This is a genomic window from Bacillus sp. AP50, from assembly GCF_040492675.1.
Taxonomy (GTDB): Bacteria; Bacillota; Bacilli; order Bacillales; family Bacillaceae_G; genus Bacillus_A; species Bacillus_A cereus.
The window spans coordinates 1-14,361 of the sequence record NZ_JBEUTW010000057.1; the positions used below are offsets into that span (position 1 = coordinate 1).

Consider the following 14,361-nt stretch of genomic DNA (forward strand, 5'->3'; position numbering starts at 1 on the left):
ATATGAAAAGGCTGTTAAGAATGAATAGTAGAATACTTATGATTAATAAGTAATTAATCCAATATAAATGATTATCTACATTGACAAACTTAAGAGAATTCTATTATATTTAGTCATATAATACATTAAATCAATGACGGAACAAGTACGTTACAGTCCATTTATAGAGAGAAGCTTCCATATGGCTGAAAGAAGCTTTAAATGAAGGGTAACAGAAAGCTAATCCTGAGAGCAGCTAATCACTGCCGTCTTGCCACGTTACGGCACCATGAGGTGATGAATTGATTGTTATTGTAATCAATTCATAATTAGGGTGGTATCGCGAGTTAACTCTCGTCCCTTTTATAGGGACGGGAGTTTTTTATATTTAAGGAGGAAAATACAATGAAACAACTAACAGGCGCACAAATTCGTCAAATGTTTTTAGACTTTTTCCAAGAAAAAGGACATGCAGTAGAACCTAGTGCATCACTAGTTCCGCATGAAGATCCATCTCTTCTATGGATTAATAGTGGTGTAGCTACATTAAAAAAATATTTTGATGGACGTGTAATCCCACAAAATCCACGTATTACAAATGCTCAAAAATCAATTCGTACAAACGATATTGAAAACGTAGGGAAAACAGCTCGTCACCATACATTCTTTGAAATGTTAGGAAATTTCTCAATTGGTGATTACTTCAAAGAAGAAGCAATTACATGGGCTTGGGAATTCTTAACGAGCGACAAATGGATCGGATTCGATAAAGAATTACTATCAGTTACAATCCATCCAGAAGATGAAGAAGCATTCACAATTTGGAATGAGAAAATGGGCGTTCCAAAAGAGCGTATTATTCGCTTAGAAGAAAACTTCTGGGATATCGGTGAAGGACCAAGTGGACCGAATACAGAGATTTTCTATGACCGCGGAGAAGCCTACGGTAATGACTTTAGTGACCCAGAATTATATCCAGGCGGAGAAAACGAGCGTTACTTAGAAGTATGGAACCTTGTATTCTCTCAATTTAACCATAATCCAGACGGTTCATATACACCACTTCCTAAGAAAAACATTGATACAGGGATGGGTCTAGAGCGTATGACATCTATCGTTCAAGATGTGCCTACAAACTTCGATACAGACCTATTCATGCCGATGATTGGTGCAACAGAAACAATTTCTGGTGAAAAATATCGTAATGGCGATTTAGAAAAAGATATGGCATTCAAAGTAATTGCTGACCATATCCGTACAGTAACATTCGCTGTTGGTGACGGTGCTCTTCCATCTAACGAAGGCCGTGGTTATGTATTACGTCGTTTATTACGCCGCGCTGTTCGTTATTCGAAGAAATTAAACATCAATCGTCCATTTATGTTTGAATTAGTACCGGTTGTTGGAGAAGTAATGAAAGACTTCTATCCAGAAGTACTTGAAAAGAAAGATTTCATCGCGAAAGTTGTGAAGAACGAAGAAGAGCGTTTCCACGAAACACTTCATGATGGTGAAGCAATTTTAGCTGAAGTAATTGCAAAAGCAAAAGAAGAAAAAACAACTGTTATTTCTGGAGTAGATGCGTTCCGTCTATATGACACATACGGTTTCCCAATTGAATTAACAGAAGAATATGCAGAAGAAGCTGGCATGACAGTTGATCATGAAGGCTTTGAAAATGAAATGGAAAAACAACGTGAGCGTGCACGTGCTGCTCGTCAAGACGTTGATTCTATGCAAGTTCAAGGTGGTGTCCTTGGAGAAATTAAAGTAGCGAGCGAATTCGTTGGTTACGGTACAGTTGCAACAGAAAGTAACGTTGTTGCACTTGTGAAAAACGGTGAATACACAGACAGCTTACAAGCTGGTGAAGAAGGACAATTAATGCTTGATGTAACACCATTCTATGCTGAGAGCGGTGGACAAATTGCAGACCGTGGTTACCTTCTTGCGGATGGTGTGAAAGTTCTTGTAAAAGACGTACAAAAAGCACCAAACGGCCAAAACTTGCATAAAGTTGTTGTTGAAGAAGGTACATTAACGAAAGATGCGGCTGTAAAAGCTATTATCGATACGAAAAACCGTAGTAGCGTTGTAAAAAATCATACAGCAACTCATTTACTACACCAAGCATTAAAAGACGTACTTGGAACACACGTTAACCAAGCAGGTTCTCTTGTAACTTCTGAACGTCTACGCTTTGACTTCTCTCACTTCGGTCAAGTACAAGCTGACGAATTAGAAAAAATTGAGCGTATGGTAAACGAGAAAATTTGGGAAAGTATTGATGTTGAGATTTCTCAAAAAGCAATCGAAGAAGCGAAAGAAATGGGCGCAATGGCATTATTCGGTGAAAAATACGGAGATGTTGTACGCGTTGTACAAGTTGGCGATTACAGCTTAGAGCTTTGTGGTGGTTGTCACGTTGATAATACAGCTTCTATCGGTATTTTCAAAATCGTTGCTGAGTCTGGTATCGGTGCAGGAACTCGTCGTATTGAAGCAGTAACTGGTAAGTCTGCATACGAATTAATGAACGATCAAGTAGGTTTATTAAAAGAAGCAGCAGGAAAAATGAAAACAAATCCGAAAGATATTTTAACAAGAGTTGATGGTCTATTTGCTGAAGTGAAACAACTGCAAAAAGAAAATGAATCTCTTGCTGCGAAATTAAGCAATATCGAAGCTGGAAACTTAACTGATTCTGTAATGACAGTTGATGGTGTGAATGTATTAGCAGCGAAAGTAAATGTTGCAGATATGAATAACTTACGTACGATGATGGATGATCTGAAAAATAAATTAGAGTCAGCAGTTGTTGTATTAGCGTCTGTTAATGACGATAAAGTAAACATCCTAGCAGGTGTAACGAAAGACTTAATTAGCCAAGGTTACCATGCTGGTAAACTTGTGAAAGAAGTAGCTTCTCGTTGCGGCGGTGGCGGTGGCGGCCGTCCTGATATGGCACAAGCAGGCGGTAAAAACCCAGCTCAAGTCGAAGAAGCTTTAGCATTTGTACAAGAGTACGTTAAATCTGTTTCAAAATAAAGAGATAGTAGTGTACAATGGTAGGGAGAGGAGAAGTTCTTCTCCCTATACTTACTATATAAGTGAGGTGCTTGAAATGGACGGTTTTGATAAAACAATGAAGTTTAGCATTCAAGATGAAAAACAGAGTGTCCATGTAAATGATGTACTTTTAACTGTGTATGATGCACTTCAAGAAAAAGGCTATAATCCGATTAACCAAATCGTCGGTTATTTATTAAGTGGAGACCCAGCATACATACCTCGCCATAAAGATGCACGTAGCATCATTCGCAAGCTTGAACGTGATGAGTTAATTGAAGAGCTTGTGAAGTCTTACTTGAAACATCATCGTGAGGAGTAGTTTATGCGGATATTAGGTTTAGATGTAGGTACAAAAACAGTCGGAGTTGCAATTAGCGACGAAATGGGCTGGACAGCACAAGGATTAGAAACAATTAAGATTAACGAAGAACGAGGTCACTTTGGTTTTGATCGTATTTCTGAGTTAGTAAAGCAGTACAATGTGGACAAGATAGTAGTAGGTTTACCTAAAAATATGAATGGTACAATTGGCCCGCGTGGTGAAGCGTGCCAACAATTTGCAGAAAACCTACGAGAGCTGTTACAATTAGACGTTGTAATGTGGGACGAGCGTTTGTCAACAATGGCAGCGGAACGTCTGCTCATTTCAGCCGATGTAAGCCGTAAGAAGCGAAAGCAAGTAATTGATAAGATGGCTGCAGTCGTAATCTTACAAGGATTTTTAGATAGTAAATAAGAGGTGACCAAAATGGAAGAAAATCAAATTACAATTGTAGACGAAAAAGGTAACGAACATTTATGTGAAATTATTTTCACTTTTGACGCTGAAAAATTTGGGAAAAAATCATACGTAGTCTTCTCTCCAATCGGTGAAGTAGACGAAGATGGAGACCAAATTTATGATGCAATGGCTTATGAGCAAAATGAAGAAGAGGGCGGAACTTTACTTCCAATCGAATCTGAAGAAGAGTGGGAAATGGTACAAGAAATGTTCAACACTCTAGCTGATGAGCAAGAAGCTGAATAATAAGTACTGAAAAGATGGACGACATACAGTCCATCTTTTTTTGTATTTATATGTAAAATGAAAGATTTTTTGTCGAAACTGTGTAAGTCTTTGTAGTATAATGAGACGGATTGTAGAAAAATAAAGTGTCAATTAAAAAAGATAAGTGAATTTTTTGCGTTTTTACATCGTGCTGTATAGAAAGGTGTACATACGGTCTACAATTAAGTAAGGAGGAAATGTTTTGATAGAGAATCAAGTGAAAAAGAAGCGTAGACGTATCTTTTTATTTTCGATTATTGCACTGCTTTTAGTTTGTGGTTCAGTCTATGCGTATATTTCATCCGCATTAGGACCAGTTGATAGCGGGAATAAAAAAGAGATTGAAGTAGAAATTCCGAAAGGATCATCTACAAGTAAAATTGGAGAAATTTTAGAAGAAAAAGGCGCTGTAAAAAACGGTACAGTTTTTAGTTTTTATACAAAGGCTAAATCGAAAAGTTTACAAGCAGGTACATATTTATTAAATCCTTCAATGAATGCTGAAGATGTGATTGAACAAATGTCATCTGGCAACGTGCATCGTCCAGCTCTTTATAAAGTGACGATTAAAGAAGGGGCGCAAGTAACTGAAATTGCAGAAACGATTGCGACACAACTAAAGTGGAATAAAGATGATGTTACGCGTCAATTAAACGATAAAGCATTTATTCAAAAAATGCAGCAAAAGTATCCGAAGTTATTAACGGATAAAATCTTTGATAGCAATATTAAATACCCATTAGAAGGTTATTTATATCCTGCAACGTATTCGTTTTATAAGAAAGATACGACGTTAGAAGAAATTGTAATTCCAATGCTTGAGAAAACAAATGCAATCATTGTTCAAAATGAGGCGAAAATGAAAGCGAAGAATTGGGATGTTCATCAGCTTTTAACATTATCTTCACTTATTGAAGAAGAGGCAACTGGTTTTACAGATCGTCAAAAGATCTCTAGTGTCTTTTATAATCGTTTAGCAAAAGGTATGCCGCTTCAAACGGATCCAACGGTATTATATGCACTTGGAAAGCATAAACAACGTGTATTATACGAAGATTTAAAGGTCAACTCACCGTACAATACGTATGTTGTAAAAGGATTACCGGTAGGGCCGATCGCAAACTCTGGTAAACATTCAGTAGAAGCTGCGTTAGAACCTGCGCAAACAGATTATTATTATTTCTTAGCTGCACCAAGTGGTGAAGTGTACTATGCGAAAACATTAGAAGAGCATAATGCATTAAAGCAAAAATACATTACGAAAAAATAGTGAAATGGGGAGGGATAGCGAAAAAAGTCGCACATCCCTCTTTTTTGTGGTAAAATATATCGGGTTAAAAACTGGCAGAAGAATCGTTTTTAATATCAAAACGGGACGTACAAGCTAAGGATAAAGCTGGCTTGTATTTTTATTGCATTCTATGTGTGAAAAGACGTCATAGAGGCACTTCTCCATGTAAATAAGGAGGACCATTTATGGAGGATGCAGTTAACGAGTACCTATTATCATTTATTGATCCGAAAGATAAATTAATTCTTGAAATGGAAGAATATGCAACAGAAAATCATGTGCCGATTATGGATCGACTTGGAATGGAATTTATGCTGCAATTTTTACGTTTAATTGGACCGAAAAGCATTTTAGAACTTGGAACAGCAATCGGTTATTCTAGTATTCGTATGATGCAAGCTATTCCAAATTCACGTATTGTGACAGTTGAGCGCAATCGTGAGCGATATGAAAAAGCACTTGAATATATAGAACGTTCCCCAGTAACAGATCGTATTTCAGTTATTTACGGTGATGCGTTAGAGACAGGTGAACAAGTAAAAGAACACGGGACATTTGACGTTATTTTTATTGATGCAGCAAAAGGACAGTATCGTCGCTTTTTTGACTTATATGAACCGTTATTAAATCCTGGTGGCGTAATTATTTCAGATAATGTTATGTACCACGGTCTTGTAACGACAAAAGAGAAAATTGAAAACAGACGTACACGTGGTTTAATCCGTCGTATTAAGACGTACAATGAGTGGCTTATGAACCATGAAGGATATGATACAACGATTTTCCCAATTGGTGATGGAGTAGCTGTTAGTAAAAAGAGAGGGTGACCAAGGTATGAAGAAACCTGAATTGTTAGTAACGCCAAGAGCGGTGGCGGATATCGAACAACTTGCGAAAGCAGGAGCAGATGCGGTAATGATCGGTGAGCAAAAGTTTGGTTTACGTTTAGCAGGGGAGTTTTCACGTGAAGATGTAAAACAAGCTGTGAAGATTGCACATGAAAATGGTGTGAAAGTATACGTAGCCATGAACGCTATGTTCCACAACGATAAAGTAGAAGAATTAACAGATTACGTTTCATTTTTAAACGAAGTAAATGTAGATGCAATTGTTTTCGGAGATCCAGCGGTATTAATGGCTGTTCGTGAAGTAGCACCAAATATGCAGTTGCACTGGAATACAGAAACGACAGCAACAAACTGGTTCACTTGTAATTACTGGGGACAAAGAGGATCAAAGCGTGCTGTATTAGCTCGTGAGCTTAGCTTAGATGAAATTGTTGATTTAAAAGAAAATGCTGAAGTGGAACTGGAAGTACAAATTCACGGTATGACTTGTATGTTCCAATCGAAGCGTTCATTAGTAGGAAACTACTTTGAGTATCAAGGACGTAATCTTGACATTGAAAAGAAAAAATATGAAGAGAATATGTTCTTATATGACCCAGAGCGTAACAATAAATATCCAATTTATGAAGATGAAAATGGTACTCACATTATGAGTCCGAACGACATTTGTTTCATCGATGAATTAGAGGAACTAATCGATGCTGAAGTTGATAGCTTAAAAATCGACGGTGTACTAAAAAGCTCTGAATACATTATTGAAGTAACGAAGAAATATCGTCAAGCGATTGATTTATGCGTAGAAGATCGTGATGCATATTATGACGTGAAAGATGATCTATATAAAGAAATAGAAGAAATGCAACCAGTAAATCGTCCGTTAGATACAGGATTCTTCTTTAAAGAAACGGTTTACTAAACGAGGAGGGTGTAGGAAATGACTGTACAAGAAATTTCACGAGTGATCGATGGCAAACGTGTTATTGTGAAGAAACCTGAACTGTTAATCCCTGCGGGTAACTTAGAAAAATTAAAAGTAGCTATCCATTACGGGGCAGATGCTGTATATTTAGGTGGACAAGAATTTGGTCTTCGTTCGAATGCAGGTAACTTTACGCTAGAAGAAATGGCAGAAGGCGTTGAGTTTGCAAAGAAGTATGGAGCAAAAATATACGTAACAACAAATATCTTTGCACATAATGAAAATATGGACGGGCTAGAGGAATATTTAAAAGGGATTGAAAAAGCTGGCGTAACGGGAATTATCGTTGCTGATCCGCTTATCATTGAGACTTGTAAACGCGTAGCGCCTTCTGTTGAGGTGCATTTAAGCACACAGCAATCACTATCCAACTGGAAAGCAGCACAGTATTGGAAAGAAGAAGGTTTACATCGCCTTGTATTAGCTCGTGAAGCAAGCTATGAAGAAATGAAAGAAATTAAAGAAAAAGTGGATATTGAAATTGAAGCATTCGTACATGGTGCAATGTGTATCGCATATTCAGGAAGATGTACATTAAGTAACCATATGACAGCGCGTGATTCTAATCGTGGTGGTTGTTGCCAATCTTGCCGCTGGGATTATGATTTAGTTCAAACAGTATCACAACATAAAGATGCAAAAGAGCTTCCTCTATTCCAAGAAGGAGATGCTCACTTTGCGATGAGTCCAAAAGATTTAAATTTAATTTTATCAATTCCGAAAATGATTGAAATCGGAATCGATAGCTTAAAGGTAGAAGGACGTATGAAATCAATCCATTACGTAGCGACTGTAGCAACTGTATATCGTAAAGTAATTGATGCTTATTGTGCGGATCCAGATAACTTTGAGTTTAAACAAGAATGGTTAGATGAGCTTGATAAATGTGCAAATCGTGATACAGCTCCTGCATTCTTTGAAGGGGTTCCAGGACATCAAGAGCAAATGTTTGGAAATCATAGTAAGAAAACAACGTATGATTTTGCTGGTTTAGTGTTAGATTATAATGAAGAAACGGGCATCGTAACGATTGAGCAACGTAATCATTTCAAACCAGGACATGAAGTGGAGTTCTTTGGACCAGAAATAGAAAACTTTACGCAAACGGTGGAGAAAATTTGGGATGAGGATGGAAACGAATTAGATGCAGCGAGACATCCGTTGCAAATCGTGAAATTCAAAGTGGATCAACGAGTGTATGTGAATAATATGATGCGCAAAAGCATACTTCAATAAGAAAGAGTGATAGTCGAATGGGGACGAATAAGCCTGTTGTAATTGGAATTGCTGGTGGTTCGGGATCAGGTAAAACGAGTGTAACGAAAGCGATTTTTGACCATTTTAAAGGTCATTCTATTTTAATCTTAGAGCAAGATTATTATTACAAAGATCAAAGCCATTTACCAATGGAAGAGCGTTTAAAAACAAATTATGATCATCCGCTTGCGTTTGATAATGATCTGTTAATTGAACATTTGCAGCAGTTGCTTGCATATGAGCAAATTGATAAGCCTGTATATGACTATACATTGCATACGCGTTCAGAAGAAATTATTCCGGTTGAGCCGAAAGATGTAATTATTTTAGAAGGAATTCTTATTTTAGAAGACCCACGTCTTTGCGAGTTAATGGACATTAAATTATTCGTTGATACGGATGCTGACCTTCGTATTCTGCGCCGCATGCAACGTGATATTAAAGAGCGCGGTCGTACGATGGATTCAGTTATTGATCAGTACGTAAATGTTGTACGTCCAATGCACAATCAATTTATTGAGCCTTCTAAGAAATTTGCGGATATTATTATCCCTGAAGGTGGACAAAACCACGTTGCAATTGATATTATGGTGACAAAAATTGCAACAATTCTTGAACAAAAAGTAAATTTGTAATAGCATAGTAAAAGATATACGGTAGGAAGGGATTTTTTCCCTTCTTATCGAATACAATGAAACATGCAACCTCATCTATATATAGGTGAGGGCATATTTATATCAACTTTCCATACATATCTTCTTTATATAAAGAAGAATTGGAAATACGGGGTTGTATGTGACAACTCCGCTAGTGCAAGGGTACTAGAAACCTCCGCTAACAATGGAAGCGGAGGAGTTTTCATATGGAACTCCTCTTTTTTTTCGGGGGATTGGTATATAAAAGGAGTGGAAAATATGTCAACAGAAAAAACATACCCTATGACGCAAGAGGGTAAGCAAAAACTAGAGAACGAACTTGAGCAATTAAAAACAGTAAGACGTAAAGAAGTAGTAGAACGTATTAAAATCGCACGTAGCTTCGGGGATCTTTCTGAGAACTCTGAGTACGATGCAGCGAAAGATGAGCAAGCGTTCGTAGAAGGACGTATTACACAATTAGAAAATATGATTCGTAACGCAGTTATCATTAAAGATACTGGCGAAGTATCTACTGTTGTTACATTAGGTAAAACAGTAACATTTAAAGAATTACCAAACGGAGATGAAGAAGCGTATACAATCGTAGGTAGCGCGGAAGCTGATCCATTCGAAGGAAGAATTTCTAACGATTCTCCAATCGCAAAAAGCTTATTAGGTAAGCAAATTGGTGAGAAAGTAACAATCCAAACACCAGGCGGAGAAATGCAAGTAGAGATTGTCTCTGTAAAATAAAAAAAAGATTCTCCTATCGGGAGAATCTTTTTTTTCTGTAGAATGAAAAAAATTGTGTAAACCTTAGAGTGATTCGACAAAAAATGTCAAAAAAACACTTTAAGCTTTGATATCATAATTAGAGACCATAGGTTTTAAAAGGGAAAAGGGGCTAATTATGAAACATAAAATCTTTACAGGATTGGTTTGTAGCATCTCCATATTAGGACTTGCTGCATGCGGAACGAATGAAGAAACTACATCATCAAAGGGAGAAAAAGTGAAGCAAGAAGAAAAAAAGGATATTAAAGCAACTGAGAGTTCAAAAGCCTTAGAAAATCCACAAGATAAAAAGGAATTTAATGATTTTGATGTAGCGTATCAATTAGCAATTGTCATGAAAATATTTCAAGATGTAACGATTAAGTATGATTACGCAATTGGGAATCCAGATTATTTATTGCGAGATTCGATGGATCAAAAAACAATAGATGATATGAAGAATATGTTACAAGAACAGGCGAAGAATAATGATAAAATTTTAAAAGATGAAGTGAATCAAGCATATACATATTTAAAACAATCGAAAGTAAGTAATAAAGATGATATTCAAAAAATAATAGATGCACAAAATAATTATTTACATATTGTAGATAAGATGATTACTTGTATTGATTCTGTAACAGTTGAGAATGCAAAAGAAAAAAGAAATGAAATGGATAATCTTAGTAAGGATTATTTAAAAATAGCGGCTAATGTAACAACCACTGTAATTGAAGTTGCTAAAAACACTGGAGTGAATGAAACTGAATTTAGATCGCTTCTTATGAAATTTTTAGAGAAGCCAAAGAAACAATAATAGCCTTATATAATATCTGTTTTTGTTTTGGAGATTGTATAAATAAAATAGTACCTCGTCTAAACTACAATAGACGAGGTGTTTTTTATGAAAATAAAACGGAGAATTACAATTGTTTTAATTTGTTTTATGAGCGTTATGTTTGTATTGCTTTGTCGTTTAATCCAAATTCAAATTATAGATACAGAATCATTTACTGATCGCAAAATAAATTTAATTGAAAAAAGTGTTACGCAACGCACACAATCCATTACAGTAGACGATGGACGTGGGCAGTTTATAGATCGTAATGGTAAAAAAATAGGTGAGGAAAAATATCCTGTTTTAATTATTTTTCCATTTTTACAAATAAAAAATGACATGTTAGAGAAAATCGCGCATATCATTGGTGTGTCGAGACAAGAGATTAGAAGACAAATGAAAAATAATAAAAATGCATTTACACTACAAGGAGAAACTGCTCCATTTCGAGTGACACGAGAGCAGATGGAGAAGGTAAATGAATTACATGTATTAGGTATTGTAGCAGCTGAAGTGCGATTAAAACAAACTGGAGAGATAAATCATTTAATTGGTGATGTAGGGGAGAACGAAAGGGAGTTTCAAAAGCGATATGGAGAATTGAAAAGAATCTCAAAACAAACGCCGATAGGTATTTCAGGATTACAGCAATCATTTGATGAATTTCTATTGACTGATGGAGAGGCAAAAGTATTATATCAAGTAGATCGGCAAGGAGAACCAATTTTCGGAAAGCAAGCGAAATACACTTCACCAGGAAATCCATTTTATCCAGTTAGGATTCAAACTACTTTACATAAAGAGTTGCAGCAAAAAGCAGAAGAAGTGATTGAAGCGAATGAAGTAAAGAAGGGGGGACTAGTATTACTTGATGTAAAGACAAATGAAATATTAGCGATGGCTAGTAAGCCGTCTTTACAAGTAAGGGATGAGAATTTATATAAAACTACACTTGAAAATCAAATGTTAACGCCACATTTTCCAGGCTCTGTTTTTAAAACAGTAGTTGCAGCTGCAGTCATTGATCAAAAAGTAAATTTGTTTAATCGGACATTTAACTGTAATAAAGATTTATATGGTGAAAACGACCCGCAAGTTAGGATGGGTACACTTAACTTTAAAGAGAGCTTTGCTAGGAGCTGTAACAGGACATTTTCCGAGTTAGGTAACGAGCTATTACAAAAGGATAAGACGGTGCTAGAAACATACGTAGCAGCTTTAGGAGCAAATGAAAAGGTTGGATGGAAAGGTTCTGTATTTCATACACCTCATTTTGAGCAAATGCCAGAAGAAAAGGGTACTACTATTTGGGGGAATGAAGAAAATAAAAATAGTAAAAAAGCGGTAGAACAAACAGCAATTGGACAGAAAGATGTACGTATATCACCTCTAGCAATTGCAAATATGATGGCGACGATTGCGAGGAATGGAGAAAAGATGGAAGTGAAAGCAGTTGAAAAAATAGTATATAAAAATGGAGCGGATTTTTTTACATTTGAGAGCCATACGTTAAATGGAAAACAGCTTTCGTATAAAACAGTGAAAACATTACAAGAGTTATTAAGAGGCGTTGTAACAAGGGAGAAAGGAACAGGAACGGCATTCCGTTCGTTGCCACTAAGTGTCGCTGGAAAATCCGGGACAGCGCAAACAGGGAAAGGGACGAGGGCGAATCGCTGGTTTGCAGGTTATTTTCCGTATGAGAATCCAAGATATGCTTTAGTTGTTGTTGATCTAGAGACTGATAGCAAAGTGAATAAAGTTACACCTATTTTTAAAGATATGGTAGGAGCAATCTATCAATTGGAGAATGAAAAGTAATCTTGCAATTTATAGTGAAATGTCTTCATTTCATGAAAATATCATTGTAAATGTTCAACCTTTCTAGATTTAATGTTACAATAGCAATTAGGAAAAACTGCATGGAGGTTTGGAGAATGGCAGGAGGATCAAGATTCCAACAGAAACAACAAAAACGTCGTCAAAACGGTGTTTTAAATATTGCAATCGCTATTGTATTACTATTAGTAGCTATTGTAGCATATCAATTGTTCGTTCCTAGTACGAAAGAGCAAGCATCTTCTACTGATAAGAAAGTCTCTCAACAAACAACAAAGAATGAGAAAGCTGGAAAATTAGAAGATAAAGAATCTGCTAAGAAAAAAGAAAAAGAACAAGAGCAAGCAGAAGCTAAGAAAAAAGCTGAAGAAGAGAAGCTAAAGGCTGAAGAAGAACAGAAAAAAGCTGAAGAAGAAGCGAAAGCTAACGAGAAAGTATCAGCTGAGAAAACTGTATCTAAGGCAAAAGAGGCGTATACAAAACCTTCTTGGAAAGCTGTAGGAACAGAACAAGGTTCATCACCAGCGATGACGTTTAAACAGGGTTCATCAGATTGGAATGAGATGCAAAGTGCAATTGCTGCAGGTGTTGAAGTACCGAAAGAGCAATTAGTATTCCATTTTGTTGGAAGAGACAAAACTGGAAAGAGCAAAGCTTATGGTGATGTTCAAGATAAGCAAAGTGGGAAAAGATATTATGTAAATATTGATTGGGTAGACAATGAGGGCTGGAAACCAGTACTTGTTCAAACTCTAAACTAAAAAAGAGAGGCTCCTTAGGAGCTTCTCTTTTTTGTTAACGCAATTTCTTTAATTTAAAATGAACAACCGCGCTATAATACGGTCTTTTGCTTTCAGGATCCATAACCATTTGATGTGAGATGTGATGAACTTCAAGCATAAGTGCTTTATTATTATCAATTTGTTCACTAATTTTTCGTTCTAAAGAAGCTAAGTCTCCCGCTTCAAAAAACTCTACTTTATCTTCTAACATTTCAAAGGTAAATGACATGAAGACGGCCCCTCTCCTATGTAATCAACTATAGTGTAACAAAGAAAAGAAGGAAATACCATGTACATTTCAATTGACATTTTTAGAAAGAGGGAATATCATACTGATAAAACCGATAAGAAAAAGGGGAATTTTTATGGGTACAGAATTTAATGGTTTATTTGATGAGTGGGCTCATACGTACGACTCATTTGTACAAGGCGAAGATATACAATATAAAGAAGTTTTCGCCCATTATGAGGACATTCTAGAGGATGTAGTTCACAAGTCATTTGGTAATGTATTAGAATTTGGTGTCGGTACAGGTAATTTAACAAATAAATTATTACTTGCTGGCCGCACAGTTTACGGTATAGAACCGTCGCGTGAAATGCGCATGATTGCAAAAGAGAAATTGCCAAAAGAATTTTCAATTACAGACGGTGATTTTCTTTCGTTTGAAGTTCCAAATTCAATTGATACCATTGTAAGCACCTATGCATTTCATCATTTAACAGATGATGAAAAAAATGTAGCGATTGCGAAGTATAGTCAATTGCTAAACAAAGGTGGTAAAATAGTGTTTGCTGATACGATATTTGCAGATCAAGATGCATATGATAAAACTGTTGAAACAGCAAAACAAAGAGGTTTCCACCAGTTAGCAAACGATTTGCAAACGGAATACTATACACGTATTCCAGTTATGCAGACTATTTTTGAAAACAATGGCTTCCATGTAACGTTCACGAGATTAAATCATTTCGTTTGGGTAATGGAGGCAACTAAGCAATAGAAAGAGGGATTA

Annotated in this window: 15 protein-coding genes and 1 other annotated feature; of the genes, 14 read left to right on the plus strand and 1 reads right to left on the minus strand. The window is 36.3% G+C overall.

Features of this window, described 5'->3' with window-relative positions:
- Positions 1-124: 124 nt before the first annotated feature.
- Positions 125-344: a binding site (T-box leader), on the plus strand.
- A 40-nt stretch (positions 345-384) separates the two neighbouring features.
- The 13 genes from alaS (at position 385) to ABWK52_RS06130 (ending at position 13,324) form a co-directional block, all read left to right on the plus strand.
- Positions 385-3,027, plus strand: coding sequence for an alanine--tRNA ligase (gene alaS / locus ABWK52_RS06070; protein ID WP_000811831.1), 2,643 nt, complete (start codon positions 385-387; stop codon positions 3,025-3,027).
- Between the two features lie 76 nt (positions 3,028-3,103).
- Positions 3,104-3,370: an IreB family regulatory phosphoprotein gene (locus ABWK52_RS06075; protein ID WP_000348590.1), complete on the plus strand. Its 267-nt coding sequence runs from the start codon at positions 3,104-3,106 to the stop codon at positions 3,368-3,370.
- A 3-nt stretch (positions 3,371-3,373) separates the two neighbouring features.
- Complete coding sequence (gene ruvX, locus ABWK52_RS06080; RefSeq protein WP_001221193.1) at positions 3,374-3,787, plus strand: Holliday junction resolvase RuvX; 414 nt, start codon at positions 3,374-3,376, stop codon at positions 3,785-3,787.
- A 12-nt stretch (positions 3,788-3,799) separates the two neighbouring features.
- Positions 3,800-4,078 carry a DUF1292 domain-containing protein gene (locus tag ABWK52_RS06085; protein WP_000392247.1) on the plus strand — a complete coding sequence of 93 codons (279 nt, stop codon included), beginning with the start codon at positions 3,800-3,802 and terminating at the stop codon, positions 4,076-4,078.
- A gap of 223 nt (positions 4,079-4,301) precedes the next feature.
- Entirely contained in the window at positions 4,302-5,369 is a 1,068-nt protein-coding gene (gene mltG / locus ABWK52_RS06090) for an endolytic transglycosylase MltG (RefSeq protein ID WP_098541537.1), read from the plus strand.
- A 206-nt stretch (positions 5,370-5,575) separates the two neighbouring features.
- Entirely contained in the window at positions 5,576-6,217 is a 642-nt protein-coding gene (locus ABWK52_RS06095; RefSeq protein ID WP_000389102.1) for an O-methyltransferase, read from the plus strand.
- Between the two features lie 7 nt (positions 6,218-6,224).
- A complete protein-coding gene (locus ABWK52_RS06100) occupies positions 6,225-7,154 on the plus strand; it encodes a peptidase U32 family protein (protein WP_000742807.1) in 930 nt (309 codons plus the stop codon).
- 18 nt (positions 7,155-7,172) lie between these two features.
- A complete protein-coding gene (locus ABWK52_RS06105; protein WP_000217974.1) occupies positions 7,173-8,453 on the plus strand; it encodes a peptidase U32 family protein in 1,281 nt (426 codons plus the stop codon).
- A 17-nt stretch (positions 8,454-8,470) separates the two neighbouring features.
- Positions 8,471-9,109 carry a uridine kinase gene (gene udk, locus ABWK52_RS06110; protein ID WP_000537078.1) on the plus strand — a complete coding sequence of 213 codons (639 nt, stop codon included), beginning with the start codon at positions 8,471-8,473 and terminating at the stop codon, positions 9,107-9,109.
- Between the two features lie 279 nt (positions 9,110-9,388).
- The gene (gene greA, locus ABWK52_RS06115) at positions 9,389-9,865 is read left to right on the plus strand and encodes a transcription elongation factor GreA (protein WP_000102591.1); all 477 of its coding nucleotides are present in this window, start codon (positions 9,389-9,391) and stop codon (positions 9,863-9,865) included.
- Positions 9,866-10,022: 157 nt separating this feature from the next.
- Positions 10,023-10,703 (plus strand): hypothetical protein, encoded by a 681-nt coding sequence (locus tag ABWK52_RS06120; RefSeq protein WP_000680878.1) that lies wholly within the window; start codon positions 10,023-10,025, stop codon positions 10,701-10,703.
- Positions 10,704-10,790: 87 nt separating this feature from the next.
- Entirely contained in the window at positions 10,791-12,545 is a 1,755-nt protein-coding gene (locus tag ABWK52_RS06125; protein WP_098541538.1) for a peptidoglycan D,D-transpeptidase FtsI family protein, read from the plus strand.
- Positions 12,546-12,661: 116 nt separating this feature from the next.
- Positions 12,662-13,324: a YrrS family protein gene (locus ABWK52_RS06130; protein WP_098541540.1), complete on the plus strand. Its 663-nt coding sequence runs from the start codon at positions 12,662-12,664 to the stop codon at positions 13,322-13,324.
- A gap of 34 nt (positions 13,325-13,358) precedes the next feature.
- Here ABWK52_RS06130 and ABWK52_RS06135 read toward each other — a convergent pair whose 3' ends face one another.
- Positions 13,359-13,574, minus strand: coding sequence for a YrzA family protein (locus ABWK52_RS06135; protein WP_000010984.1), 216 nt, complete (start codon positions 13,572-13,574; stop codon positions 13,359-13,361).
- 136 nt (positions 13,575-13,710) lie between these two features.
- Between ABWK52_RS06135 and ABWK52_RS06140 the strand changes: the two genes are divergently transcribed.
- Positions 13,711-14,349, plus strand: a complete 639-nt coding sequence (locus ABWK52_RS06140; RefSeq protein ID WP_000536310.1) for a class I SAM-dependent methyltransferase — start codon at positions 13,711-13,713, stop codon at positions 14,347-14,349.
- The last annotated feature ends 12 nt before the right edge of the window (positions 14,350-14,361 follow it).